At 69.8% G+C, this 23,924-nt stretch carries 25 protein-coding genes; 6 read left to right on the top strand and 19 right to left on the bottom strand.

Annotated features, from left to right (window positions below):
• Nucleotides 1-3: 3 nt before the first annotated feature.
• From ilvC to ACZ5M6_RS06125, 3 genes are all read right to left on the bottom strand, one after another.
• Entirely contained in the window at nucleotides 4-1,017 is a 1,014-nt protein-coding gene (ilvC, locus tag ACZ5M6_RS06135; RefSeq protein ID WP_182714315.1) for a ketol-acid reductoisomerase, read from the bottom strand.
• 6 nt (nucleotides 1,018-1,023) lie between these two features.
• Entirely contained in the window at nucleotides 1,024-2,763 is a 1,740-nt protein-coding gene (gene ilvD / locus ACZ5M6_RS06130; protein ID WP_464159914.1) for a dihydroxy-acid dehydratase, read from the bottom strand.
• 90 nt (nucleotides 2,764-2,853) lie between these two features.
• Nucleotides 2,854-3,006, bottom strand: a complete 153-nt coding sequence (locus ACZ5M6_RS06125; protein ID WP_464159913.1) for a hypothetical protein — start codon at nucleotides 3,004-3,006, stop codon at nucleotides 2,854-2,856.
• A gap of 252 nt (nucleotides 3,007-3,258) precedes the next feature.
• Here ACZ5M6_RS06125 and gap point away from each other — a divergent pair, with 252 nt between their 5' ends.
• The 3 genes from gap to fba all read left to right on the top strand — a co-directional run bounded on the left by gap (nucleotide 3,259) and on the right by fba (nucleotide 6,830).
• Nucleotides 3,259-4,266, top strand: a complete 1,008-nt coding sequence (gene gap / locus ACZ5M6_RS06120; RefSeq protein ID WP_054764915.1) for a type I glyceraldehyde-3-phosphate dehydrogenase — start codon at nucleotides 3,259-3,261, stop codon at nucleotides 4,264-4,266.
• A 177-nt stretch (nucleotides 4,267-4,443) separates the two neighbouring features.
• A complete protein-coding gene (locus ACZ5M6_RS06115) occupies nucleotides 4,444-5,640 on the top strand; it encodes a phosphoglycerate kinase (RefSeq protein ID WP_333896825.1) in 1,197 nt (398 codons plus the stop codon).
• A gap of 104 nt (nucleotides 5,641-5,744) precedes the next feature.
• Nucleotides 5,745-6,830, top strand: coding sequence for a class II fructose-bisphosphate aldolase (gene fba / locus ACZ5M6_RS06110; RefSeq protein WP_054764913.1), 1,086 nt, complete (start codon nucleotides 5,745-5,747; stop codon nucleotides 6,828-6,830).
• Nucleotides 6,831-6,847: 17 nt separating this feature from the next.
• Here the strand turns inward: fba and ACZ5M6_RS06105 are convergent, their stop codons facing one another.
• The gene (locus ACZ5M6_RS06105; protein WP_183216840.1) at nucleotides 6,848-7,483 is read right to left on the bottom strand and encodes a DUF2799 domain-containing protein; all 636 of its coding nucleotides are present in this window, start codon (nucleotides 7,481-7,483) and stop codon (nucleotides 6,848-6,850) included.
• 101 nt (nucleotides 7,484-7,584) lie between these two features.
• Here ACZ5M6_RS06105 and ACZ5M6_RS06100 point away from each other — a divergent pair, with 101 nt between their 5' ends.
• Together ACZ5M6_RS06100 and rpoH are read left to right on the top strand one after the other, a co-directional pair.
• A complete protein-coding gene (locus tag ACZ5M6_RS06100; protein ID WP_464159912.1) occupies nucleotides 7,585-8,595 on the top strand; it encodes an RluA family pseudouridine synthase in 1,011 nt (336 codons plus the stop codon).
• Nucleotides 8,596-8,875: 280 nt separating this feature from the next.
• The gene (rpoH, locus tag ACZ5M6_RS06095; protein ID WP_082382620.1) at nucleotides 8,876-9,763 is read left to right on the top strand and encodes an RNA polymerase sigma factor RpoH; all 888 of its coding nucleotides are present in this window, start codon (nucleotides 8,876-8,878) and stop codon (nucleotides 9,761-9,763) included.
• A gap of 12 nt (nucleotides 9,764-9,775) precedes the next feature.
• Here rpoH and ACZ5M6_RS06090 read toward each other — a convergent pair whose 3' ends face one another.
• From ACZ5M6_RS06090 to ACZ5M6_RS06055, 8 genes are all read right to left on the bottom strand, one after another.
• The gene (locus ACZ5M6_RS06090; RefSeq protein WP_191555237.1) at nucleotides 9,776-10,585 is read right to left on the bottom strand and encodes a response regulator; all 810 of its coding nucleotides are present in this window, start codon (nucleotides 10,583-10,585) and stop codon (nucleotides 9,776-9,778) included.
• A 61-nt stretch (nucleotides 10,586-10,646) separates the two neighbouring features.
• On the bottom strand, nucleotides 10,647-11,942 hold the full coding sequence (locus ACZ5M6_RS06085) for an adenylosuccinate synthase (RefSeq protein ID WP_464159911.1): 1,296 nt from the start codon (nucleotides 11,940-11,942) through the stop codon (nucleotides 10,647-10,649).
• 133 nt (nucleotides 11,943-12,075) lie between these two features.
• Nucleotides 12,076-13,233 (bottom strand): phosphoserine transaminase, encoded by a 1,158-nt coding sequence (locus tag ACZ5M6_RS06080; RefSeq protein ID WP_464159910.1) that lies wholly within the window; start codon nucleotides 13,231-13,233, stop codon nucleotides 12,076-12,078.
• Between the two features lie 47 nt (nucleotides 13,234-13,280).
• Nucleotides 13,281-14,201, bottom strand: a complete 921-nt coding sequence (locus ACZ5M6_RS06075; RefSeq protein ID WP_464159909.1) for a DnaJ C-terminal domain-containing protein — start codon at nucleotides 14,199-14,201, stop codon at nucleotides 13,281-13,283.
• Between the two features lie 179 nt (nucleotides 14,202-14,380).
• On the bottom strand, nucleotides 14,381-18,169 hold the full coding sequence (locus ACZ5M6_RS06070; RefSeq protein WP_464159908.1) for a baseplate multidomain protein megatron: 3,789 nt from the start codon (nucleotides 18,167-18,169) through the stop codon (nucleotides 14,381-14,383).
• Nucleotides 18,170-18,610 (bottom strand): NlpC/P60 family protein, encoded by a 441-nt coding sequence (locus ACZ5M6_RS06065; RefSeq protein ID WP_082382619.1) that lies wholly within the window; start codon nucleotides 18,608-18,610, stop codon nucleotides 18,170-18,172.
• On the bottom strand, nucleotides 18,607-19,254 hold the full coding sequence (locus ACZ5M6_RS06060) for a baseplate hub domain-containing protein (protein WP_464159907.1): 648 nt from the start codon (nucleotides 19,252-19,254) through the stop codon (nucleotides 18,607-18,609). Before ACZ5M6_RS06060 ends, ACZ5M6_RS06065 begins: the two co-directional genes overlap by 4 nt.
• A 109-nt stretch (nucleotides 19,255-19,363) precedes the next feature.
• Nucleotides 19,364-19,975: a phage distal tail protein, Rcc01695 family gene (locus ACZ5M6_RS06055; protein WP_395942327.1), complete on the bottom strand. Its 612-nt coding sequence runs from the start codon at nucleotides 19,973-19,975 to the stop codon at nucleotides 19,364-19,366.
• Between the two features lie 97 nt (nucleotides 19,976-20,072).
• Here ACZ5M6_RS06055 and ACZ5M6_RS06050 point away from each other — a divergent pair, with 97 nt between their 5' ends.
• A complete protein-coding gene (locus tag ACZ5M6_RS06050) occupies nucleotides 20,073-20,777 on the top strand; it encodes a DUF805 domain-containing protein (protein ID WP_348685241.1) in 705 nt (234 codons plus the stop codon).
• A 95-nt stretch (nucleotides 20,778-20,872) separates the two neighbouring features.
• Here the strand turns inward: ACZ5M6_RS06050 and ACZ5M6_RS06045 are convergent, their stop codons facing one another.
• From ACZ5M6_RS06045 to ACZ5M6_RS06015, 7 genes are all read right to left on the bottom strand, one after another.
• Nucleotides 20,873-21,418 carry a phage tail tape measure protein gene (locus ACZ5M6_RS06045; RefSeq protein WP_152949633.1) on the bottom strand — a complete coding sequence of 182 codons (546 nt, stop codon included), beginning with the start codon at nucleotides 21,416-21,418 and terminating at the stop codon, nucleotides 20,873-20,875.
• Nucleotides 21,408-21,593, bottom strand: coding sequence for a phage tail assembly chaperone (locus ACZ5M6_RS06040; protein WP_054764901.1), 186 nt, complete (start codon nucleotides 21,591-21,593; stop codon nucleotides 21,408-21,410). Before ACZ5M6_RS06040 ends, ACZ5M6_RS06045 begins: the two co-directional genes overlap by 11 nt.
• Nucleotides 21,590-21,880: a GTA-gp10 family protein gene (locus ACZ5M6_RS06035; protein ID WP_054764900.1), complete on the bottom strand. Its 291-nt coding sequence runs from the start codon at nucleotides 21,878-21,880 to the stop codon at nucleotides 21,590-21,592. Before ACZ5M6_RS06035 ends, ACZ5M6_RS06040 begins: the two co-directional genes overlap by 4 nt.
• Before the next feature lie 487 nt (nucleotides 21,881-22,367).
• Nucleotides 22,368-22,778, bottom strand: coding sequence for a phage major tail protein, TP901-1 family (locus tag ACZ5M6_RS06030; RefSeq protein WP_054764899.1), 411 nt, complete (start codon nucleotides 22,776-22,778; stop codon nucleotides 22,368-22,370).
• A gap of 114 nt (nucleotides 22,779-22,892) precedes the next feature.
• On the bottom strand, nucleotides 22,893-23,303 hold the full coding sequence (locus ACZ5M6_RS06025; RefSeq protein WP_464159906.1) for a DUF3168 domain-containing protein: 411 nt from the start codon (nucleotides 23,301-23,303) through the stop codon (nucleotides 22,893-22,895).
• A complete protein-coding gene (locus tag ACZ5M6_RS06020; RefSeq protein ID WP_227976057.1) occupies nucleotides 23,300-23,626 on the bottom strand; it encodes a phage head-tail adapter protein in 327 nt (108 codons plus the stop codon). Before ACZ5M6_RS06020 ends, ACZ5M6_RS06025 begins: the two co-directional genes overlap by 4 nt.
• Nucleotides 23,593-23,856: a head-tail connector protein gene (locus tag ACZ5M6_RS06015; protein ID WP_464159905.1), complete on the bottom strand. Its 264-nt coding sequence runs from the start codon at nucleotides 23,854-23,856 to the stop codon at nucleotides 23,593-23,595. Before ACZ5M6_RS06015 ends, ACZ5M6_RS06020 begins: the two co-directional genes overlap by 34 nt.
• Nucleotides 23,857-23,924: the final 68 nt, after the last annotated feature.

Genomic DNA, 23,924 nt, shown 5'->3' with positions numbered 1-23,924 from the left:
GGCTCAGGCCGCTTCAGATTTGGGCGTGTTCAGCCAGGCCATCCGCTCGCGCAGACGGGCGCCGACCTGTTCGATCTGGCTCTCGCGGTCCGCCTTCAGCCAGGCCTCGTACTGGGGCTTGCCGGCCTCGTTCTCGGCGATCCAGTTGCGCGCGAAGGTTCCGTCCTGGATCTCGTCCAGAATGGTCTTCATCCGGGCCTTGGTCTCTTCGTTGACGACGCGCGGGCCGCTGGCGACGGCGCCGTATTTGGCGGTTTCCGAGATGAAGTGGTGCATCTTGGAGATGCCGCCTTCGTAGAACAGGTCCACGATCAGCTTCAGCTCGTGCAGGCATTCGAAATAGGCGATCTCGGGCTGGTAGCCGGCCTCGACCAGGGTGTTGAAGCCCTGCATCACCAGTTCCTTGGCGCCGCCGCACAGGACGGCCTGTTCGCCGAACAGGTCGGTTTCGGTCTCTTCGCGGAAGGTGGTTTCCAGCAGGCCGCCGGTCGCGCCGCCGTTGCCCTTGGCGTAGCCCATGGCCCGGTCGCGGGCCTTGCCGGTCGCGTCCTTCTCGACCGCGAACAGGCTGGGCACGCCGCGCCCGCGCTGGAACTCGCGACGGACCAGATCGCCCGGCCCCTTGGGCGCGACCAGGATGACGTCCATGTCTTCGCGCGGGGTGATGCGGCCGTAGATGATCGAGAAGCCGTGGGCGAACAGCAGGGCGGAGCCCTGTTTGGCGTTCGGCTCGATGATGTCGCGATAGACCTGATCCTGAACCATGTCGGGGGTCAGGATGGCGATGATGTCGGCGCCCTTGACCGCTTCGGCCGGCTCGGCGGTCGGGACGCCGTCGGCGGTGGCGTGTTTCCAGCCCGTGCCGCCGTGACGGACGCCGGCGACCACGTCATGGCCGCTGTCCTTCAGGTTCTGGGCGTGCGCCCGACCCTGCGAGCCATAGCCGATGATGGCGATGCGCTGCCCGGCGATCGCGCCCGGCTTGATGTCTTCGTTGGTGTAGATGGTGATGGCCATGAGAATTCAGGCGTCCTGAGCAGCAGCGGATTTGTGAGAGGCCGGGATTTGCGCCGGCGGCGGGTTGGGGATGGTGACGGCGCCCTGGGCGGCCGAGGCCACCGAGGCGCGGTATTTGGCGAAGACGCCTCGCGCCGGGCGGACCACGTGGGGCGTGAAGCCCGCCCGGCGCGTCGCCAGGTCAACGTTCACGTCGATCCGGCGGTTGGTGACGTCGATGGTGATGCGGTCACCATCGCGAATGAGGGCGATCGGGCCGCCGACGGCGGCTTCCGGCGAGATATGGCCGGCGACGAAACCGTAGCTGGCGCCCGAGAAGCGGCCGTCGGTCAGCAGGGCGACATTGTCGATCTTGCGCCCCTTCAGGGCGGCGGTGACCTGCAGCATTTCGCGCATGCCCGGGCCGCCCTTGGGGCCTTCGTAACGGATGATGATGACTTCGCCCTCGCCGACCGAGCCGTCCTGAACCGCGTGGAAGGCGTCCTCCTCGCTGTCGAAGACGCAGGCGGGGCCTTCGAACTTGTCCACCTTGTGGCCCGTCAGCTTGATGACCGCGCCCTCAGGGGCGACGTCGCCATAGATGACGGCGAAGCTGCCGCGGTCCATCACGGGGGCGTCGAAGGTCGTCACGACGACCTGGCCCGGCGTCTCCTCGGCCTCGGCCGCCTCGGCGAACAGGCTGCGGCCGCTGACGGTGGGCGTGTTCACGATCTTGCCGGCCTCAGCCATACGTTGCGTAACCAGACGGGTGCCGCCGGCGGCGAACAGGTGCGAGGCCAGGAAACGGCCGCCAGGCTTCAGATCGCAGATCACCGGCGCCTCGACACAGGCTTGGTGACAGTCCTCGACCCCGAACTCGATCCCGGCCTCGGCCGCGATGGCCGTCAGGTGCATGACGGCGTTGGTCGATCCGCCCGAGGCCGAGACGGCGACGGCGGCGTTCTTCAGGCTGGCGCGGGTGATGTATTTGCGGGCCGTGTCGCCGGCGAAGACCCGTTCGACGATCAGACGGCCGCAACGCTCGCCCTCGGCCGCCTTGCCGGGATCGACCGCCGGCACGTCATTGGCGCCCATGGGGCTGATGCCCATGACCGACAGGGCCATGGCCATGGTGTTGGCCGTGAACTGGCCGCCGCAGGCGCCGGCGCCGGGGCAGACGGCCTGTTCGACCGCCTTCAGCCCTTCGTCGTCCAGGGCGCCGGCCGAATGGGCGCCGATGGCCTCGAACACCTCCTGGACCGAGACCTCCTTCGAGCCGATCACGCCCGGCATGATGGTGCCGCCGTAATAGACCAGGCCGGGGATATCCATCCGCGCCAGGGCCATGGCCGCCGCCGGAATGGTCTTGTCGCAGCCGACGATGCAGACCACGCCGTCCAGCTGGTGCCCCTCGATCGCCAGTTCAATCGAGTCGGCGACGACCTCGCGGCTGATCAGCGAGGCCTTCATGCCCGCCGTGCCCATCGAAATGCCGTCGGTCACGACGATGGTGTTGAAATCGACCGGATAGCCGCCGGCCGCGATGATCCCGGCCCGCACGTCCTTGGCCAGCCGGTCCAGGTGCATGTTGCACGGGGTGACCGTCGACCAGGTGTTGACGATGCCGATCATCGGCTTGTCGAAGTCGGCGTCCTGCATCCCGGCGGCGCGCAGATAGGAGCGGGCGGCGGCCCGGTTCGGACCGGCCGTCACCGCCGCGCTGCGCGCGTTGGGCTTTCTGGGCTCTGAGGTAGAATCTTGCGTCATCGGTCCGGTTCGTTTCGAACCGCCAAGCACGAAAAACCCCGCTTCCTTTCGGGAGCGGGGTGGTGCGAGGCGATCCTGAGTGTGTCTAGGTCAGGTCGCAGGCATCCACGCCGCTTGCGTAAGCAGGCCGAGGAGTACGAGGATAATAAGGGTTACGGGGCCTTCCAGGCCGATCGGCGCGCGAACGGCCGCCACCGCCTTCGCGGTGCGTCCCTTCATCATCTCGCGCGTCATCACAGCCACGGGCGGCTCCCTGTTCTGACGCCAAGAAACCATATGGGCCGGAGCCGCACAACCCCTGTCGCAAAAATTTTGCGCAAAAGCCCGGCCGCGACCGCCATGGGGGTGTTTCTTACCTTGCGTCCGCAAGTCTCTCCGCCGACCGTAACGGTTCCTAACCGCTTGTTAGGGCCGCAGGCCCCGCGCGGGGTTGAAACCGGGCCGCGACAGTTCCATTGAGACCCCCAACAACATAATCGTTCAGAGGAGCCCCCCATGACCGTTCGCGTCGCCATCAATGGTTTCGGCCGCATCGGCCGTCTCGTCCTTCGCTCGATCATCGAGCACGGCCGCACGGACATCGAGGTGGTGGCGATCAACGATCTGGGCCCGGTCGAGACCAACGCCCACCTGTTCCGCTATGATTCGGTCCACGGCCGCTTCCCCGGCACGGTGACCTCGGGCGAGGACTGGATCGACGTGGGCACGGGCAAGATCAAGGTCACGGCCGAACGTGATCCGGCCAACCTGCCGCACGCCGAGCTGAAGGTGGACATCGCGCTGGAGTGCACCGGCATCTTCACGTCGAAGGACAAGGCCAGCGCCCACCTGAAGGCCGGCGCCAAGCGCGTCCTGGTCTCGGCCCCGGCGGACGGCGCCGACAAGACCATCGTCTTCAAGGTCAACCACGAGACCCTGACCGCCGACGACATCGTGGTGTCCAACGGCTCGTGCACCACCAACGCCCTGGCTCCGGTCGCCAAGGTGCTGAACGACCTGTTCGGCATCGAGCGCGGCTATATGACCACCATCCACTCCTACACCGGCGACCAGCCGACGCTGGATACGATGCACAAGGATCTGTACCGCGCCCGCGCCGCCGCCCTGTCGATGATCCCGACCTCGACCGGCGCCGCCAAGGCCCTGGGCCTCGTCCTGCCGGAACTGAAGGGCAAGCTGGACGGCTCGTCGATCCGTGTCCCGACCCCGAACGTCTCGGTCGTCGACCTGAAGGTCGTCGCCGGTCGCGAGGTGACGGTGGAAGAGATCAACGCCGCGCTTCAGGCCGCCGCCGACGGCCCGATGAAGGGCGTCCTTTTCACGACGACCGACCCGCTGGTCTCCAGCGACCTGAACCACATCGCCGCCTCCTCCACCGCCGCCCTGCCCCAGACCCAGGTGGTCGACGGCAAGCTGGCCCGCGTGCTGAGCTGGTACGACAACGAATGGGGCTTCGCGACCCGCATGAGCGACACCGCCCTGGTGATGGCGAAGTTCCTTTAAACCCCCGCCTCCCTCTCCCAGCGGGAGAGGGCTTGAGCGCACGGCGGCGCAGCCGCCGTTCTGGCGCGAAAGGGTGAGGGGCAAGGTGTGCGAATTGGCCCACCGGCTGTCCCTCATCCGTCTCGCTCCGCGAGCCACCTTCTCCCCGTGGGAGAAGGATCATGAGAGATCGAAGCCATGACCTTCCGCACCCTCGACGACGCCAAGGATCTCGCCGGCAAGACGGCCCTGGTCCGCGTGGACTTCAACGTCCCTATGGAGGGCGGCAAGGTCACGGACGACACCCGTCTGCGGGTCGCCCTGCCGACGATCCAGCGTCTGCGCGACGCCGGCGCCAAGGTCGCGCTTCTGGCTCACTTCGACCGTCCCAAGGGCCAGCGCGTCCCGTCGATGAGCCTGAAGCCGGTCGTAGATGATCTGGAGACCCTGCTCGGCGCCCCCGTCCGCTTCGCCGACGACTGCATCGGCCCGGACGCCGTGGACGCCATCCGCGACCTGGACGCCGGCGGCGTGGTCCTGTTGGAGAACGTCCGCTTCCATGCGGCGGAAGAGGCCAATGATCCGGTCTTCGCCCGGAAGCTGGCGGATCTGGGCGATCTCTATGTCAACGACGCCTTCTCGGCGGCGCACCGCGCCCACGCCTCGACCGAAGGGATCGCCCACCACCTGCCCGCCTACGCCGGCGAATCCATGCGCCGCGAACTGGACGCCCTGGACGCGGCGCTCGGCAATCCGCAAAAGCCCGTCATCGGCATCGTCGGCGGCGCCAAGGTCTCGACCAAGCTGGACCTCTTGAAAAACCTGGTCGGCAAGCTGGACCGCCTGGCCATCGGCGGCGGCATGGCCAACACCTTCCTGTACGCCCAGGGCATCGACATCGGCGGCTCCCTGGCCGAGCGCGACATGGCCGACACGGCCCGCGAAATCATGGCCGAGGCCGAGGCGCGGGGCTGCAAACTGCTGCTGCCGGTCGATTTCGTGGTGGCGACCGAGGTCAAGCCGGGCGCCGCCGCTCGCCCGGTCGCCGCCGGCGCCGCCCTGTCGGCCGACGACAAGATCCTGGACGCCGGCCCGGCCACGGTCGCGCGTCTGCTGGAGGCCCTGACGGCCTCCAAGACCCTGATCTGGAACGGCCCTCTGGGCGTGTTCGAGGTGCCGCCCTTCGACGCCGCCACCGTGACGGTCGCCCGTCATGCGGCGGCCCTGGCCAAGGCCAGCGTCCTGACCGCCGTCGGCGGCGGCGGCGACACGGTCTCGGCCCTGAATCACGCGGGGGTGTCGGACGACATGACCTTCGTCTCCACCGCCGGCGGCGCCTTCCTGGAATGGATGGAGGGCAAGCCCCTGCCGGGGGTCGAGGCCCTGCGCGCCTGAACCCTGACGCAGCGGAAACAACTGTAACACGGCGTGACTTTGAGCGCGCCGCCCGCTAGTCTCGCGCCCAATCAAAAAAGACTTTCGGCTCAGGAGACTTCATCATGGCGCGCATCACGCTGCGACAGCTGCTCGACCACGCGGCGGAGAACGGTTACGGCCTCCCCGCCTACAATATCAACAACATGGAGCAGGGCCTCGCGATCATGGAGGCGGCCCATGAGGTCAATGCGCCCGTGATCATTCAGGCCTCGCGCGGCGCCCGGAACTACGCCAACGACATCGTCCTTGCCAAGCTGATCGACGCCCTGGCGGAACTCTATCCCGACATCCCGGTCTGCATGCACCAGGACCACGGCAACGGCCCGGCGACCTGCGCCACCGCCATCCAGTACGGCTTCACCTCGGTGATGATGGACGGCTCGCTGGAAGAGGACGCCAAGACCCCCGCCTCCTATGAATACAATGTCGAGGTCACGCGCCGCGTCACCGAAATGGCCCACGCCTGCGGCGTCTCGGTCGAGGGCGAACTGGGCGTGCTGGGCTCGCTGGAGACCGGCATGGGCGAGGCCGAGGACGGCCATGGCTTCGAGGGCAAGCTGGACCATTCCCAGCTCCTGACCGACCCGGATCAGGCCGTCGAATTCGTCGCCGCCACCAAGGTCGATGCCCTGGCCATCGCTATGGGCACCAGCCACGGCGCCTATAAGTTCACCAAGAAGCCGGACGGCGACATCCTGGCGATGAACGTCATCGAAGAGATCCACCGCCGCCTGCCCAACACCCACCTGGTCATGCACGGCTCGTCCTCCGTGCCGCAGGAGCTTCAGGACATCATCAACCAGTACGGCGGCGAAATGCCCCAGACCTGGGGCGTGCCGATCGAAGAGATTCAGCGCGGCATCCGCCACGGGGTGCGCAAGGTGAACATCGACACCGACAACCGGATGGCCATCACCGGCGCCATCCGCAAGGTCCTGGCCGAAAAGCCGGGCGAGTTCGACCCGCGCGCCTATCTGAAGCCCGCCAAGGAGGCGATGAAGAAGCTCTGCAAGGAGCGCTATCAGCAGTTCGGCTGCGAGGGCCAGGCCTCGCGCATCCGCCCCTTGTCCACCGCCCACATGGCCAAACGCTACGCCTCGGGCGAGCTTGACCCGTCCTTCCGCAATGCGGCGGTCAAGGCGGCCTGACGACCGCCCCTCCCTGATCAGACCGGGTAGCGGCCGCTCAGTTCGAACCGCACCCGGTCCTCTTGCCAGCGCGCCCGGTCCAGCTCGTCCCTGGCGTCGCGGGCGTTGCGGCGAGCGTCGCGGATTTCGCCCCGCACCTCTTCGATTCGGTTGCGGATCCGCTCCTTCTCCTCGTCGGTCAAGCCGTCCTGACGCAGTTCGCGCTGTTTGGCGTCCAGCTTGTCCTCGCGGTCGTCGATCCGCGCCTCGGCGCTTCTCAGCGCGCTCTCGGCCGCCTCCACCGCCGCTGCCGCCTCATGCAGTCGCCGCCCGTCGTTATAGGCCGGGAGGAAGGCCGCCTCCTCCTCGGGCCGACAGACGCCGTAATAGGTGTTGCCCGCCCGCCCCTCGATCCAGCCGCGCTGGAAGGTGCAATAGCCGCGCAGCCCGTCTTCGCGTGCTCGGCTGTAGGTCGCCGGATCGGGCGCGACCTGATATTTGGCGCAGGCCTGGGCATGGTCGTCCAGCCGGCTCATCGGATAGCCCGCCGCCCCATCGGCGTAACCCTTGTCGCCCCAGGCGCCGGCCAGACACTCTTCCTGGCTCATGGTCGAGCAACTGCCCAGCAGAACGGCGGCGGCGGCGACGCCGCTCGCGATCATCAAGGTCTTCATCACGGTTCCCCACGCCCCCAAGCGCCACTATTCACGTCAGATCAGGCCCGACGCAAGCGCCCTCGCTGGAAGCCGATCTTCCGATGCTTTACGGATAGAGGGTGTCCGACCCCGAACTGATCGACGACGAAGACCCGGCCCCGGCCGCCGAGACCCTGGAGGCCCGGATCGACGTATCCGGCGTCCGCCTGGACAAGGCCCTGGCCCAGGCCTTTCCCGACCTGTCGCGGGCGCGTCTCCAGGCCCTGCTGGCCGAGGGGGCGGTGCGCCGTGACGGGGTCGTCCTGACCGGCGGCTCGGCCAAGGCCCAGCCGGGCCTCTACCGGGTCGATCTGCCGCCCGTCGCCCCCGCCGCGCCCCAGCCCCAGGCCCTGCCGCTTGCGGTCCTCTATGAGGATGCGGACCTGATCGTCATCGACAAACCCGCCGGAATGGCCGCCCATCCGGCGCCGGGCACGCCCGACGGCACCCTGGTCAATGCGCTGCTGGCCCGTTGCGGCGACAGCCTGTCCGGCATCGGGGGCGTCGCCCGACCGGGCATCGTCCACCGGCTGGACAAGGACACCTCGGGCGTCATGGTCGCGGCCAAGAGCGACCGCGCCCACCAGGGCCTGTCGGCCCTGTTCGCGACCCACGACATCGAACGCACCTATATCGCCCTGACCCGCGGCGCGCCGACCCCGCTCCAGGGCCGGATCGAGACGCGCATCGGCCGCTCGACCGCCGACCGCAAGAAGATGGCCGTGCTGAAGACGGGCGGGCGCGAGGCGATCACCGACTATCGGGTCCAGCGGACCTTCGGCGAACCGGCCCGCGCCGGCGGCGCGCCCCTGGCGGCGCGTGTCGCCTGCACCCTGCAAACCGGCCGCACACACCAGATCCGGGTTCATCTGTCGTCCAAGGGCGCGCCCATCCTGGGCGATCCGGTCTATGGCTCCGGCAGCCCCGCCCCCCCGGTCCGCGCCGCCCTCGCCGAGGTCGGACTGACGCGCCAGGCCCTGCATGCCGCCGTCCTGGGCTTCGTCCATCCGATCACCGGCGCGCCCCTGCGTTTCGAAACCGATCCGCCCGCCGACATGGCGGCGCTGGAACGCCTGCTGTCGGCGCTGTAGGGCCGGCCCCCGATCGCCGCGAGAGACCGGCCGGGCACGACCTGGCCCTCGCCGACCCCCTGCCGCCGGAGGCGCGTCTTGAATAGCAACTGACTAAGTTCTATATTGAGCCGGTCGGCGTGGGTGGCGCCGGGGTCACGGTCACGCTTTCGTGTGACGATCCGCCCCTAAAAATGGCGGCAACCCATCGCTACTTTACCGGTTGAGGGGTGAGGCGTCGGCGCACATGCCGTGGCCGACGGCGAAGCGCCCGCTCGTTCTAGACGGTCGGAGGGACCATATGGCTGCCAATAGCACGCTCGCGGTGATGTCGCCTGAACAGGGCCTGTCGCGTTATCTAACGGAAATCCGCAAGTTTCCGATGCTGACCAAGGACGAGGAGTTCATGCTCGCCAAGCGCTGGTCCGAGCATCAGGACCCCGAGGCCGCCCACCGTCTCGTCACCTCCCACCTGCGCCTGGTCGCCAAGATCGCCATGGGCTATCGCGGCTACGGCCTGCCGATCGGCGAGGTGATCTCCGAGGGCAACGTCGGCCTGATGCAGGCCGTCAAGAAGTTCGATCCGGACAAGGGCTTCCGGCTGGCGACCTACGCCATGTGGTGGATCAGGGCCTCGATCCAGGAATACATCCTGCGCAGCTGGTCCCTGGTGAAGATGGGGACCACAGCGGCGCAGAAGAAGCTGTTCTTCAACCTGCGCAAGGCCAAGAGCCAGATCTCGGCCTTCGAGGAAGGCGATCTGCGCCCCGAACACCTGTCGGCCATCGCCACCAAGCTGGGCGTGTCGGAACAGGAAGTCACCGACATGAACCGTCGCCTCGGCGGCGACGCCTCGCTGAACGCCCCGCTGCGCGCCGACGGCGAGAGCGAATGGCAAGACTGGCTGGCCGACGACACCGCCGTCTCCCAGGAGACCCAGCTGGCCGACGACGAGGAAAAGGGCATCCGCATGAGCCTGCTTCAGGAGGCCATGGAGGAGCTGACGGATCGGGAAAAACACATCCTCACAGAGCGCCGCCTCAAGGACGACCCCGTCACCCTGGAGGAACTCGCCGGCCATTACGGCGTCTCGCGCGAGCGGGTGCGTCAGATCGAGGTCCGCGCCTTCGAAAAGCTGCAGAAGGCCATGCGCGCCGCCGCCGAAGAGCGCAATCTGGTCGACGCCTGATTTCCTCGGGTATCAGGACGCCCGGGCGACCGGCGCGTTCGACGCCGGCGTCTGGGTCAGGGCCAGTATGGCCCCGACCGGCTGGGCCAGACCGGCCTTGGTCACGCCGCCGCCGTCCATGAATGCCTCCAGCCCGCCCGCCGCGATCGCCAACCGGGCGTCGCCGCTCTTGATCGCCACCGCCTTCAGCGTCTGCGCCTGCTGGCGGATGGCGCGGGTGGCCTGGGCCGGGTCCTGGTCGAACTGGGCCATGGCCGCAACGAGGATCCGCATCGCCTGATCCTTTATGTCCAGCCCGCCCTTGGCCGACGCATCGGTGCGGCGCTTGGGCGCTCCGGCGTATTCGCCCGAGTTGAAGCGCCGACGATCCGGCCCGACATAGCCGACCGCCTCGATCCAGGGGCGGGGCTTCAGGGCGACGTTCTCCACCCGTTTGAACAGATCGCCGGTCGTATAGGGTTTTCTCAGAAACTCGTGAACGCCCGCGTCGCGCGCCCCCTTGATGGCCGCCGCCGTCGCCTCGTTCGTGACCATGATGATCGGCGCCATGCGACAGACCATGGAGGAGCGCCGCACCCGCCGCGCCAGCCGCTCCCCGCTCAGGGTCGGGCCGGCGTATTCGGTGAAGACCACGCCGGGCTCGACGTCGCGCAGCAGCTCCACCGCCCGCTCCTCGTCGCTCTCCACATAGATTTCGCGCGCGCCCAACCCCTTGATCAGGTCCGACATCAGACGCGCAGAGGCGGCGTTGGGTTCGATGATGGCGACGCGCCGCACCGTGGGCTCGATGCGGCTCAGGGTCTTTGCGTCCGCAGTGAACAAGGGGTCGGCTCCGTTTGACTCCTCGACCCTATCTGACCGCCGTTAAGACTCGCTGAATTGCTCAGCCTTGGAAGGGATCACGCATCAATATGGTGTCGTCCCGCTCGGGGCTGGTCGACAGCAGGGCCACCGGCGCCCCGATCAGCTCCTCGATCCGCCGCACATATTTGATGGCGTTGGCGTTGATGTCCTTGAAGCTGCGGACCCCGCCGGTGCTCTCGCTCCAGCCTTCCAGCTCCTCGAACACCGGCTCCGCCGCCGCCTGGTCCTTCAGACTGCTGGGCAGATAATCCAGCACCTCGCCGTTGACCCGATAGCCGACGCAGATTTTCAGCGTCTTCAATCCGTCCAGCACGTCCAGCTTGGTCAGGGCGATGCCGTCGATGCCGTTGATCGCCACCGACTGGCGCACCAGCACCGCGTCGAACCAGCCGCAGCGCCGCGCCCGCCCGGTGTTGACCCCGACCTCGCGTCCGACCGTCGCCAAATGCTGGCCGACCGCGTCGTCCAGTTCGCAGGCGAAGGGCCCTTCGCCCACGCGGGTCGTATAGGCCTTGACGATGCCCAGCACATAGCCGACGCCCCGAGGCCCGATGCCCGACCCCGCCGCCGCCTGCCCCGCCACCGTGTTGGAGCTGGTCACATAGGGATAGGTGCCGTGATCCACGTCCAGAAAGGCGCCTTGGGCCCCTTCGAACAGCACCCGCTTGCCCGCCTTCTGCGCCTGGTCCAGCACCCACCAAGCCGGCTTCACATAGGGCAGGATCTTGGGCGCGATCTCCAGCAGTTGGGCCAACAGCGCCTCCGGATCGATCGGCTCCAGGCCCAGACCGGCGCGAAGGGGATCGTGGTGCGAGCGCAGCCGGTCGATCTTGACCTTCAGGTCGTCCGCATTGGCCAGGTCGCACACCCGAATGGCGCGGCGGCCGACCTTGTCCTCATAGGCCGGGCCGATGCCGCGTCCGGTCGTGCCGATCTTGGCGCCGGGCGCGCTGGCCGCCGCCTCGCGCGCCACGTCCAAGGCCGGATGGATGGGCAGGATCAGACAGGCGTTGTCGGCGATGGTCAGGATGTCGGGGCTGATGTTCACGCCCTGCGCGGCGATCTTCTCGATCTCGCCGACCAGGTGCCAGGGATCGACCACCACCCCGTTGCCGATGATCGACGGCTTGCCCTGGACGACGCCCGAGGGCAGCAGGGCCAGCTTATAGACCTTGCCGTCCACGACCAGCGTATGACCCGCATTGTGCCCGCCCTGGAACCGCACCACCATGTCGGCGCGGTTGGACAGCCAGTCCACGATCTTGCCCTTGCCCTCGTCGCCCCACTGGGCGCCGACCACCGCCACGTTCGCCAAAGTCCGTACTCCGCCTCGCGTCCTCGTCGGAGAACGCATCAAAACCAGCAGGCGCCGCAGCATTGCGACGGTCTGAATGCGGGCGCAGCCTATAGCGGGGGAATCGTCCGGTGTCGTCCCGATCCGTCGTATTTTACGACAGTTCCCCCAACGCCGTCGCGAACGCCCATTCCAGCCACGGCGTCGCCGCCACCACATCGGCCGTCTCGACGGTGCAGCCGCACCACAGCCTCAGGCCCGGCGGCGCGTTCCTGTGGGGCTCCATATCGAACACGGCGGCCTCGCCTTCCAGCAGGGCCTTGAACCGTTTGACGAAGGCCTTCTGCCCCGCCTCGTCCAGGCCGGTCACGCACGGATCGAGGAACTTCAGACAGACTGAGGTGGTCGAGCGGATTTCGGGCCTCTCGGGCAGGAAGGCGATCCAGTCGGTCCGCTCCACCCAGTCAGCCAGGGCGGCGAAGTTGGCGCCGGTGCGCCGGACCAGTTCGCTCAAGCCCCCGATCCCTTGCGCCCATTCCAGGGCGTCGATCCAGTCCTCGATGGTCAAAATAGAGAAGGTGTTGATCGCCACCCCGTCGGCCAGGGCGCGATCGAACCCCTTGCCGTCGGTCAGGCGCAGCAGTTTCGGGACGGGTCGTTCGGGCCGATAGGAATCCAGCCGCGCCACCGCCCGCGGCGACAAAACCATCACCCCGATCCCCGCCTCGCCGCCCAGCGCCTTCTGGAAGCTGAAGGTCACCACATCCAGCTTGTCGAACGGCAAGGGCATGGCGAAGGCGGCCGAGGTGGCGTCGCAGATCGCCAGCCCCTCGCGATCGTCCGCGATCCAGTCGGCGTCCGGCACGCGCACGCCCGAGGTCGTGCCGTTCCAGGGGAAGACCACGTCCTTGGACCAGTCGGCCCGGCTCAGGTCCGGCAGCTCGCCCCAGGGCGCCGTCAGGGCCTCGGGCTCCAACCCCAGATGATCGCGCACGTCCGCCAGCCAGGTCAGGCCGAAATTCTCGAAGGCGACCACCTGCACCGGCCGCTGCCCCAGCATGCCCCACAGGGCCGCCTCGACCGCCCCGGTGTCCGATCCCGGCGTATAGAGCAGCACATGGCTTTCGGGGACTTCCAGCACCGCCCGCGTCAGCCTCAGCCCATGGGCGAACCGCTCCACCACCTCGGGCGCGCGGATGCCCCGGCCCAACAGATCCTGCGGCAGGCCGCCCAGGCTGTAGCCCGGCCGTTTCGCCGTCGGTCCGGCCGAGAACCACGGCCGCGCCGGTTTGACATCAGGCTTTGCGATCATGGTCTCTTCCCCTTGCGCGACCGCGCGTCACCCGGCCCAAACGCCGCTCAACGCCCCGGCGTATAGGGCCGCTTGGCCCGCCAGTCTTCGGCGAACTTGATCAGGGCCGCATCCGGCGTCTCGGGCAGGGTCACGACGATACGAGCCAACAGATCGCCGCGCCGTCCCAGGGCGAAGGCGCCCCGTCCCTTCAGCCGCAACAGCTTGCCCGAGTTGGAGCCCGGCGCGATCGTCACCTGCACCTCCCCTTCCGGCGTCGGCGCCCGCACCTTGGCCCCCAGAACCGCATCGGGCACCGAGACCGGCAGGTCCATCGTCAGGTCCGCCCCGTCGCGCTTATAGATCGGGTGCGGCTCGATCTTCAGCTCGATCAGGGCGTCGCCGTTCTCGGCGCCCCGCCCCGGCGCCCCCTGGCCGCGCAGGCGGATGGTCTGTCCGTCCGACGCGCCCTTGGGAATGGTCACGTCCAGGGTTCGACCGTCGGAGAACTGGATTCGCCGGGTCGCTCCCGAAATGGCGTCCTCCAGGCTGATGTTCAGGCTGGCGCGCACGTCCTGGCCGCGCGCGGTGAAGTCGCGCGGACCCCGCTGGCGGCCCGCGCCCCCGAACATGCCGAACAGATCGTCCAGGTCGATGCCTTCGAAGTCGGCCCGACCGCCCGGTCCGCCGCCGCCGGAAAAGCCGCCTTGGCCGAAGGGATTGCCGCCCGGCCGTCCGCCGCCGCCAAAGCCGCGATACTGTTCATTGCCGTCGGCGTCCAACTGGCCCGCGTCATACTTGGCCCGCTTTTCCGGATCGCCCAACAGGTCGAAGGCCGCCGTCACCCGTTTGAACCGTTCCTCGGTCTTGGCGTCGCCGGGGTTCTTGTCGGGGTGCAGTTCCTTGGCCAGTTTGCGGAACGCCTTCTTGATCTCGTCCGCGCTCGCGCCCTTTGAAACGCCCAGTTCCTTATAGGGGTCGCCTGCCACGTCCGTTGCCGCTCCAACTGAAAACACCTGAGAGGCCGTCAGTTAAGCCATGCCCCCGCCCCCGCAAAGGGCCGGACCCGGATATTTGCTCAGGCCAGAGCCTGATCCGTTGAGGAGGAACCGCTTCGCGGTTCCGCTGAAACGGTGAATCAGGCTCCAGATTAGAGCGAGAGCCTGATTCACGCTTCTGTCGGAACCGCCGCGCGGTTCCGTCCGAAACCATCAGGCTCTAAGCCGATTTCCGCCTCGGCGCCCCAGCCGAACCCCTCCCCCCACTGGGCCACGGCGATCCGCGCCGTCGGCGGCGCCCCGTCCGGAAAGTCCGCCGCCGCGTCCGCTGCGGCGTAAAGGGCCGTCGCCCCATCGACCTCCATCGTCCGCACCACCGCGCCCCCGTTCGTCACCCGGAGACGAAAACGCATCGGATCGACCGGCGTCGGCTCGCCGTCCCAGCCGTCGCCGTACAGCCGCACGCGCGGCGTCCAACTGATCCGCCGTCCCTCGGCCGAGACCCGCACCGTCAACCCCGCCGGCGACCACGGCCGGTCGTAAAGCCCCCGCAGGGTGAAGCCTGCCTGGCGGAACCCCGCCCCGCCCGGCGCCGCCCCCGCCGGTCCGGCGCGACAGACCAGGGGCAGGCCCCGTTCGGCGCGCCCGATCTCCGCCCGCGCCGGGCGCGGCTCCAGGAACACCGCCGCCGCCCCGGTTGCGGCCCCCGCCTGCATCTCCGCCTCCGTCCCCTGCTGGCCGCGCAAAAGGCCGGTCAGCCGCCAGACGTCCGGGGCGATCAGGGTCGCGGATCGGTATTGCGCCACCTCCCATCCCCCCGCCGTCTGGATCGCCAGTGTGTTGGCGCCGCCCAGCACCGCCGTCTCCGCCGCGCTCTGCGGCGCCGCCCCCTCGACCCGCACCACCAGGGTGTTGACCGTGTCCCAGCGCCCGGGCGCCCCCGGCCGCAAGGGCTCGACCAGCACTCCCACGGGCGTCGGCGCGTCCAGATCGGCGCGCGCGGTCAAGGCGCCGGCCGACGGCCCGGCGTGCAGCCGCATCGGCCGCCACGGCTCCACCGCCGCCGCCACGACCGGCCGCGCATCGTCCTCGCTCCCTATCAGCGGCGGCAGATCCAGCAGGGCCAGAAAGGGCGCCCCTGTCGTCGCCGGACCCTCGCCGCCCCTTCCTCCCCCCTGATCCTCATAGAGTCTTCGCGCGCCGACCGGCTCCAGAGTGGTCGCCGGCGTCTCCTCGGCCGCGACGCGCGCCACCCGCCAGTCGCCGTCGCGTCCCTCCAGCCGCACCACGTCCCCGGGCTCGGCCGCCAGGGCCTCCAGCGGCCCCAGGGTCAGGACGACCGTCTCGGCCCGCTCCGCCTCCAGCGCCCGCTCCGCCACAGCCCGCGCCAGGCCGTCGCCGCAGACCAGGGGCAGGTCCAGATCGACGCCGCCGCCGGTCGCGGCCCGCCCGGCCTCGGCCGGCCCACCCTCGGCCCGCGCAGTCACCGCCCCCGTCTGATAGTCCGCAGTCTCATCGATGAAACGCACCCGCGCCGCGCCGGGCCGGGCCTCCAGCCGTCGCGTCGCCGTCTCGGCCCCGCCCGCCTTGGGCAGGGCCAGGCCGTCGCGGCTCAACACCGTCCTGCTCGCCGTCCGCCCCAGGACGGCGACCCGCCCGTCCCGCTCGGCCGCCACGGCGTCGAAGACGGCCAGCAGCGGCTCCAGGGCGTCGCGCGTCCGCATCGGTCGGTCGATCACATAGCCGCCGGCCGCCCCCTCCACCCCCTCGATGAACCATTCATCCGTCGCCAGGCCGCCGCGCGCCAGAACGGCGGCGACCAGATCGGCGCCGTCGCCCGCCAGCCGCCCGTTCAGCCAGTGTCCGGCCCGCCACGCTCCGGCGTCGGCCCAGACCTCCGCCCGCGCCGGAAAGGCCGGATAGGGCCGCGCGTCCCAGCACCAGGCGTCCGCCCCCTCCAGCATCGGCCGGCCATAGACGGCCGAAACCGGATTGTTCTCCGGCCGGGCGAAATGGCCCAGCACCGCCTCCAGCGCCGCCCGCTGCACCGCATCGTCGCGCGCCCCGGTGGAAAAGGGCGGCAGGGCGCTCTCGCCGCTCTTGGGGTCCTGAAACAGGTTGGGCGCATTGCCGCCCCGGTCCACCGCCGCACAGCCGAACTCGGTCAGCCGCACCGGCTTCATCCCCGGCCGCCAGGCCGTCGGCGTAGTCGCCCGCACCCCGCCCGGCCGCTCGTAGTGCAGGTTCGACCACCAGCCCTTCAGATCCTTGGGCCGGAACAGCCAGTCCTCTCCGTGCGCCCCGTCGACGATCGGCGTCCGCACCTGGGCCGCCCGGTCGGCCGCGCCGGCGTAATACCAGTCGAACCCCTCGCCGCCCGCGACGCCGGCCGCCAGACAGGCCGGGTCCGCCGCCCCGGCGAACCGGGCCGCATCCACGCCCCCGCGCCCGTCACGCCAGTCGGTCAGGGGCGGGTACCAGTCGATCGACACATGGTCGATGTTCGGATCGGCCCACAGGGGGTCCAGGTGAAACCGCACCTCCCCGCCCGCCTGCCGTCCGAAATATTCGCTCCAATCGGCGGCGTAGGACAGTTTGATCCCCGGCCCGACCACCGCCCGGCACTCGGCCGCCAGGGTCCGCAACTGATCGACCGCCGGGAAACCGCCCGCCGCATCCCGTGTCCAGGTCACGCCCCGCATCTCCGAGCCGATCAAGAGGCCGACCGCCCCCTCCTCGGCCGCGATCCGGGCGTAGTGCAGCGCCATCCGCCGCAGGCCCCAATCCTCCGGCCCGCCGAACAGGGCCGCGATCTCGGCGGCCGCCCCCGCCCCGTCCGTCCCGGCCACCCGCCCTCGCCACGGATAGCCGGGACAGTCCATGAAGACGAAGGGATACAGCGTCACCTCCAGCCCCCGGCTCTTCAACTCTCGGATCGCCTGGCGCACGCTCTCATCCGACGGCGTCCCGCCATAGGCCGGCGCAGATCCTCCCCCGCTGGGGGAGGTGTCGGCAGAGCCGACGGAGGGGGCTCGGCTGACCTCATAGGCCTCATGCCGCGCCACCCCCGCCACCGACCAGATCATCGGCTCGGTCGGCTTGTCGCGCCGCTCCACCCCCGGCCGCACCCGACAGTGACCGGCCCTCAGATCGTCGCCGAACCAGCCGACCACCAGACTGACCCGTTTCAGATTCGGCAGCTGGGCTTGAAGCTGATCCAGCGACACGATCAGGTCGGCCCGCCCCTCGCCGTTATGGACGTTCTCCGCCGTCGTCCGCGTCAGCCCCTCGCGCCGCACCACCGCCTCGGTCGCCAGGGCGAACTCCCCCGCGCCGGGGATCAGACATACCCCCTCCAGCCGGTCCTCCAGCCGCGGCCCCGCCCCGCGCGGCCGCCGGAACACCTCGAAGCTCAGCTGCGGAACCCGGTCCCCGAACGGCCCCAGCGGCAAATCTTCGAACACCACATAGGCCGTCCCGCGATAGGCCGGCGCATCCTGCTCCACCGCCTCGATCAGCGGGTCCGGCCTCTGGTCCTCCCCGCCGCGATGCACCCGCATCGCCACGCCGTTCAGCTCCATCAGCCGCCCGTCCGCCCAAACCCGGCCGATCCCGTCGATCTCGCCTTCGCACAGGGCCACGGCGAAACTCAGCGAATAGGCGTAGTCGACCGTCCTGGGCCCGCCCTTGCCCGCCCGTCCCTTAACCTTGCCTTCCAGGAACCGCGCCGCCCAGATCACCTGTCCCGCCACCCGCGCCCGGCCGAAGACGCAGGCCATCGGCGCCCCCTCGGCCGTCCCCTGGATCTTCAGCCCGTCCAGCCTCGGCCCCAGCTGTCGCGCCGGCGACAGGGAGCCGATCACGCGATCGTCGATCACCCGCCCGATCGTCGCCCCGATCACCCGACCGACCGGCCCGCCGACCGACTGCCCCACCGCGCTCAGTACGACTTGCGCCATCTACGCCTCCTCGGGAAATCGAAACGCCGCGACCAGCCGCCGCCGCCACCAGACCCCCATCCAGCTCTCCACCACCGCCCGTCCCCAATAGGCGTGGATCATCTTCGGCTCCGGCCCCTCGACCGCGCTCAGCACGGCGCAGTGTTTGGCCGCCACGCCCGGCGACATGCAAAACAGCAGCACATCCCCTGCCCGCATGGCCTCGACCGAAACCGGCATCAGCCACCGCTCCAGCGCCTCCCGCAACAGCTCGCGCCCGCCCGCCTCGGCCCAGTCCGGCGAATAGGGCGGAACGCCTTCCGGCTCCGCCCCCGCCACCTCGCGCCACAGCCCGCGCACCAGACCCAGACAGTCCGCCCCCACGCCCTTCACACTGGCCTGATGCCGATACGGCGTCCCCAGCCAGGCCCGGGCGGCGGCGGCGATCGCCTCGCCCCTCACCGCCGGCTCCCGCCGTCATGGCGGCCGCCCTGCGCCGGCCAGGCCGTCAGGAAGTCATCCCCCGGCACGTCCGGAAAGCCCCGAAAATTCACGCCATTCCCAAACGTCCTGACGCAGGTCCCCCACCGCTTGTCGCAGGTCCGGCCGGCGACCGCCGCCACGCCGCACCGCTCGTCCCCCAGCCGCGCGTCGCACAGCCGGCCATAGGTCCGCCCGACCACCCGCTCCAGCTTCGCCAACGGCCCTTCCAGATCGGCGACGAAGGCCCCGTCCTGCCGCCTCAGCCGCGTGATCGTCCCCGCCCACAGCCGCACCCTCAAGTCCGGCTCGGACCAGTCCAGGCGCCACAGCTCCACCGCCGCTCCGTCCAGCCGGCCCTGCGCCACATCGGCCTCGCGGATCGAGGTGTCGTCCAGCACGCCCGAGGCCGAGGCCGTCCCCGCCGCCAGCCCGACCCCGCTCTCGGCCGCCCCGACGGTCCAGCCGCTCGCCGCCCGACAGACCACCCCGTCCAGCGTCAGATCCCGGTCATGGTCGGTGAAGCCCGCCCGCGTCCCGTCGACGCGCCGCATCAGCCAGACATGGCAAAGCCGCGCCGCCCCGCTTTCGATGCGGGCGGCCAGATCGTCCGGTATGTGTCTCATCTTCGCCTTCGCTCAGTGGTCGGTGGCGAGTGGGGAGTGGCGAGTAAGTCTCGGCGCTCCCGCATCCCGAACCGCCTCGCCACTCGCCACTGACCACTCGCCACTCTCTTCAGACCCGCACCTCGATCAGCGGGACCGCCGCCATCCGCCCGGCCTCAAAACTCTCCAGGGTCGTCTCGATCCGGTCGGTGTCGAACCGCACCGGCGTGTCGAATTGAAAGCCCGCCGTCACCGTCACCCCCGCCGCCGGCGCGGACGCCAGGGTCACGACCCCCGTCGTCCAATCGACGGAAAGGCCCTGGGTCTCCACGCCCCCGACCGCCACCCTGACCGACCCTTCGACCGGCTTCCGGATCGGCCGTTCGACGTCGCCGTAGGTCTTGATCAGCGGAAACACGGTCCGCGCCCCGTCGCCCAGGCCCAGAACCTGATCCCCGGCCGAAACCGTCCCGCTGGGCGCGCACGATTTGAAATCGGCGAAGTCCTTGAACCGGAACCCGTACAGCCGCCCCCGCCGCGCCTCGAAGAAGGCGATCAGGGCGGCCATGTCGTCCAGCGATCTCAGGTTCGCCCCGATCAGATAGCGCCTGCGCCCCAGCGCCCAGGGCGTGGACCGCCGCTCGAACCCGGACGCCAGGGTCGCGATCTCCGTCCGCCGCTCCACCCCGCCGGTCGAGCCGAACGCCAGCCGCGCGGGCAGGCGCACCTCATGAAAGCTCATTCGAACCTGTCCCCTGTTTCACTTGTCCGAACGGCGCCGCTCGTCCATGCTCGGCTAACGACGGCCGAGGGGGCCGTCTCGAGACGGGAGCGAAGACTTGCGCGGCGAAATCCTCAGCTATGACACCACGGCCGGCGCCGGCCTGATCAGCGGCGACGACGGCGTCCGCTACGGCTTCAGCGCCGCCGGCCTGCAGTCCCCCGCCGTCCCCGCCCCCGGCGTCCGCGTCGATTTCGTGCCCGAGGATGGCGAGGCGACCCAGATCCTGATCCTGGCGGGCGGCCCCTCCACCGTCGGCGTCGCCGGCGGCTACGCCAGTTCGACCGACACCACCGTCGCCGGTTTCGACTGGCAGAAACTGTTCCTGTCCTTCGAGGGCCGCATCCGCCGCAGCCATTTCTGGATCGGCTGGCTGATCCTGCTGGGCGTCGGCGTCGTCGCCGGCTGGCTGCCGATCATCGGCGGCCTGATCTCTCTCGCCCTGATCTGGCCGAACCTGGCCATCACGGTGAAACGCCTGCACGACATGGGCAAGACCGGCTGGCTGGCCGCCATTCCCTGGGGCGCCGCGATCGTCTTCATGACCATCGGCTTCGTCATGGTCATGGGCGCCGCCATCGCCGGCGGCATGGGCCCCGACTATTACGAGGACAATCCCGCCGCCTTCTTCGCCATGATGGGCCCGGGCGTCGGCGCCTTCGTGCTGGCGGCCCTGGTCCCCTTGGCCTTCCTGCTGTGGATCGGCCTGGTCGAGGGCGACAAGGGCGACAACCGCTTCGGCCCCAACCCCAAGGGCGAATAGCAAGACAGTGACGAGTGGCGAGTGGTCGGTGGCGAGACAGGCCGCATCCGCATCGCCGCTCGTCACTCGCCCCTCGCCGCTCGCTACTCAAAACCCTATCTCCCCCGCGCCCCCAGGCTGACCGCCCGCGCCAGCATCTGGGCGATCTGGGCCTCGGATCGCAGCAGGGCCTCGGCCCCGCCGTCCACCGCCACATGGACGGTCACAGCACCGCCCGTCGTCGGCCCGATGTCGCCGCCGACGCTCGGGCGAAACACCTCCGGCCCCCGTTCTCCGACCAGATAGGCGCCGCCCCCCAGCACCGGCCCGCCGTCGGCCCTAGCCCCGCCGAAATTGGCCCCGCCGAAACTGGACGCCGCCGCCTGGATCGCCGCGCTCAGACCGCTTCCCGATCCGCCGGACCCGGCCGCCGCATTCACCGCCTTCAGCACCGCCTGGGCCAGTTCCGACAGGGACACCTCTCCGTCCGCCGCCGCCCGCGCCAACGACCGGGTCAGGCTTTCGCCCGCCCGGCCGAAGGCCGCCTCTATGGCGTTCGCCGCCTCCTCAGCCGGCCCCTTCAGCGCCTCCAGCGCCGCCCCCGCCTCGGCCGCCTTCAGCGGCAGGTCGTCGATCCCGTCCCGTCCGAACTCATCCGTCATCGGGCCAGTCCTCCATCAGTTTCGCCAAGCCCGCCCGGCCCATCGGCGCCGTCCCGCGCGGCGCCTCGGTCAGCATCCGCCATTCCTTCAGCGACAGCCGCCAGAAGGCCTCGGGCGCAATCCCCATCCGCATCGCCGCCCGCATCATCTCGCCCCAGGGCGTCGCGCCCGTCATCTTCCGGCTTGACCGGAGGACGCCTCAAAGGCCGCCGCCACGGCCCGCGCCGCCTCGCGCGGATCGACCGCCTCGACCTCCGGCCGGGCCTCGCCCCCGCCGCGCAGCACCGCCGCCAGGACCACCATCAGATCCCGCGCCGACAGGGTCTTCATCCGCTCGGCCGCCGCCGCCAGACCCTCGACGCCCAACCCGGTCTCGATCTCGGCCAGGGCCCCCAGGGTCAGACAGACCCTGCGCCGCACCCCGCCCAGCATCACCGCCGCCTCGCCCCGCGCCTGGTTCATCGTCGCTTCCAATCTCAAGTGAAAAACGCCGGGGCCAGTGCTAGTGCGAGTACGAGTGCTAGGGCCAATCGACATTGGGCCTGCCGCCGTCCTGCCGTCCTGCGCGCAGCCGCCAACCCTAGAGAGGCGCCTCGGGCGTTGAAGACTCTATTCGATTGGGTGTCGGTCTTCCTTCCCGCGTCAGCGGAAGGGAAAACGTCTGGCGGCGTAACGCCGATTGAGGGTGGGTTCATCACAACGGGCACGACGAGGTCACGGCGAACACGGCGCGTTCCGATGGCGTCGTGACCGCTGTGAATCCGCCGTGATCGCTGTGATGAACCCGGTCGCCGCATCAAGGCCCTCTGACGCGGGAAGAGCGGCCTGACCGCAGTAAGCTGAATGTCGATTGAACCTAGCGAGCGTCTACTCAGCCGCCCCGCCGTTCTCCGCTCACCGGCGAAGCCTGCTCACTAGCACTAGCACTCACACTAGCACTCCCCCCCCCTCACGCCGCCGAAAACCCGACCGCCCCCGCGCTGGCCAGGCTCAGGGCGAAGGTCGCCTCCCCCTCATGGGTTCCGGCGTATTCCAGCGCCGCCACCAGGAACGGCCCCTCCAGCACGCCGAAGTCCGGCACCACCAGCCGCCACCGCTTCGCCGCCTGATCGAAGAAGGCTTCCCGCACCAGGGCGTCCGAGGCCGCATCGCGGAAGATCCCCTGCCCGGACACCGCCGCCGACTTGACCCCGGCCCCGGCCAGCAGCTCGCGCCACCGTCCGGCGCTGTCGCCGTCGGTGGCGTCCACCGTGCGCGCGTTCAGCGAAATCGTCCGCGCCCTCAACCCCGCCACCGTCGTGAAGACGCCCGGCGCCCCCTCGATCTTCAGCAGCATGTCCTTGCCCGCCTGTGCGGTCATCTTGTCCTCGCTTTGCTCCTGAGCGGCGTGTGGCGAGTGACGAGTGGCGAGGAAGGTCGTCGCAACGGCTCCCCACGCTGCTTCCGCCTTCCCGACCCAACTCGCCACTCGCCACTAACCACTCGCCACTTCCTCGGTCACCGCCCTCAGCCGCACCACCGCATAGGTCCGCCGCCCGTCGCTCGCCCCGAACACGTCGGCGAAGGTCGCCCTCAGGGTCGCGGTCCGCACCCCGTCCGCCTCCAGCGCCGCCTCGTGCAGACAGGCCCGCACCGCCGCCGCCATCGCCTTGGCCTCTTCCGCGCCGAGGAAGCGCGACACCCCGGTCAGGGTCAGCCTCTGCTCCACCCCGCCCCCGTCCGCCGCCAGCGGACGGCTCTCGCATCGGCCCAGCGCCAGATAGGGGCAGGCCGCCCCCTCCGGCGGCTGGTCGAACACCCGCCCCCCGGTCAGGGCCGACACCGCCGCATCCGCCTTCAGGGCCGCGACCACCGCCTTTTGCAGGGCGCTCTCATGATCCTTCATCGCACCCGCTCCAGCTCCAGCCGCAGCCGCCCCGGTCGCAGAGGATCAAGGCCCACGACGTCCCAGTCGGCCCCGCCGAACCGCAGCACCCGCCCGACCGCCAGCCGCGCGTCGGCCCGCGCCTCGGCGCTCAGCCGCTCGACCGTGCGCCTCTGATCGCCCTCGCCCCGTTCGATCCGCCGCCGCGTCCCGCAGGTCAGCCAGGCCGAGCCGACGGGTTCGAAACCCACGCTGCGCCCGCCATAGGGGGTCTCGGCCTCCACCGGCCGGAACAGGCTCGCCAGAACCCTCACAGCCGCACCGTGCGATAGGGGGCGGTCCATTCGTCGATCGACAGATCCGCCGCCGCCTCGCCCCGCTCGTAGGCCCGCAGCACCAGCATCAGGATCGCCAGCCTCAGCCCCGCCGGCGCGGTCGAGGTCAGGCTCAGCCCCACCTCCGCCTCCACCCGCGCCTGGGCCGCCTCAATCAGGGTCTGGATCAGGCCGTCCTCGGCCTCATGCTCGACCCTCAAAAACAGCTTCGCCTCCGCCGGCGTCACCGGTTGCGCCATGTCTCTCCTCGCCTTGCTCGGAAGTGGCGAGTGACGAGTGGCGAGCGGCGAGACCGCCACCCCTACTC

This window comes from Brevundimonas sp. Br13, from assembly GCF_055391505.1.
Note: the sequence above shows the minus strand (reverse complement) of the source record. Positions and strands in the feature narration are given on the sequence as shown.

Bases quoted from the DNA above. Each gene is read 5' to 3' on its own strand.
- ACZ5M6_RS06045 (WP_152949633.1), bottom strand. From the start codon at position 21,418: ATGACGGATGAGTTCGGACGGGACGGGATCGACGACCTGCCGCTGAAG.
- ACZ5M6_RS06080 (WP_464159910.1), bottom strand. From the start codon at position 13,233: ATGATCGCAAAGCCTGATGTCAAACCGGCGCGGCCGTGGTTCTCGGCC.
- ACZ5M6_RS06025 (WP_464159906.1), bottom strand. From the start codon at position 23,303: ATGAAGGATCATGAGAGCGCCCTGCAAAAGGCGGTGGTCGCGGCCCTG.
- fba (WP_054764913.1), top strand. From the start codon at position 5,745: ATGGCGCGCATCACGCTGCGACAGCTGCTCGACCACGCGGCGGAGAAC.
- ilvC (WP_182714315.1), bottom strand. From the start codon at position 1,017: ATGGCCATCACCATCTACACCAACGAAGACATCAAGCCGGGCGCGATC.
- ACZ5M6_RS06030 (WP_054764899.1), bottom strand. From the start codon at position 22,778: ATGACCGCACAGGCGGGCAAGGACATGCTGCTGAAGATCGAGGGGGCG.
- ACZ5M6_RS06015 (WP_464159905.1), bottom strand. From the start codon at position 23,856: ATGGCGCAACCGGTGACGCCGGCGGAGGCGAAGCTGTTTTTGAGGGTC.
- ACZ5M6_RS06020 (WP_227976057.1), bottom strand. From the start codon at position 23,626: ATGGACCGCCCCCTATCGCACGGTGCGGCTGTGAGGGTTCTGGCGAGC.
- gap (WP_054764915.1), top strand. From the start codon at position 3,259: ATGACCGTTCGCGTCGCCATCAATGGTTTCGGCCGCATCGGCCGTCTC.
- ACZ5M6_RS06115 (WP_333896825.1), top strand. From the start codon at position 4,444: ATGACCTTCCGCACCCTCGACGACGCCAAGGATCTCGCCGGCAAGACG.
- ACZ5M6_RS06105 (WP_183216840.1), bottom strand. From the start codon at position 7,483: ATGAAGACCTTGATGATCGCGAGCGGCGTCGCCGCCGCCGCCGTTCTG.
- ACZ5M6_RS06035 (WP_054764900.1), bottom strand. From the start codon at position 21,880: ATGAACCAGGCGCGGGGCGAGGCGGCGGTGATGCTGGGCGGGGTGCGG.
- ACZ5M6_RS06060 (WP_464159907.1), bottom strand. From the start codon at position 19,254: ATGAGACACATACCGGACGATCTGGCCGCCCGCATCGAAAGCGGGGCG.
- rpoH (WP_082382620.1), top strand. From the start codon at position 8,876: ATGGCTGCCAATAGCACGCTCGCGGTGATGTCGCCTGAACAGGGCCTG.
- ilvD (WP_464159914.1), bottom strand. From the start codon at position 2,763: ATGACGCAAGATTCTACCTCAGAGCCCAGAAAGCCCAACGCGCGCAGC.
- ACZ5M6_RS06055 (WP_395942327.1), bottom strand. From the start codon at position 19,975: ATGAGCTTTCATGAGGTGCGCCTGCCCGCGCGGCTGGCGTTCGGCTCG.
- ACZ5M6_RS06040 (WP_054764901.1), bottom strand. From the start codon at position 21,593: ATGACGGGCGCGACGCCCTGGGGCGAGATGATGCGGGCGGCGATGCGG.
- ACZ5M6_RS06070 (WP_464159908.1), bottom strand. From the start codon at position 18,169: ATGGCGCAAGTCGTACTGAGCGCGGTGGGGCAGTCGGTCGGCGGGCCG.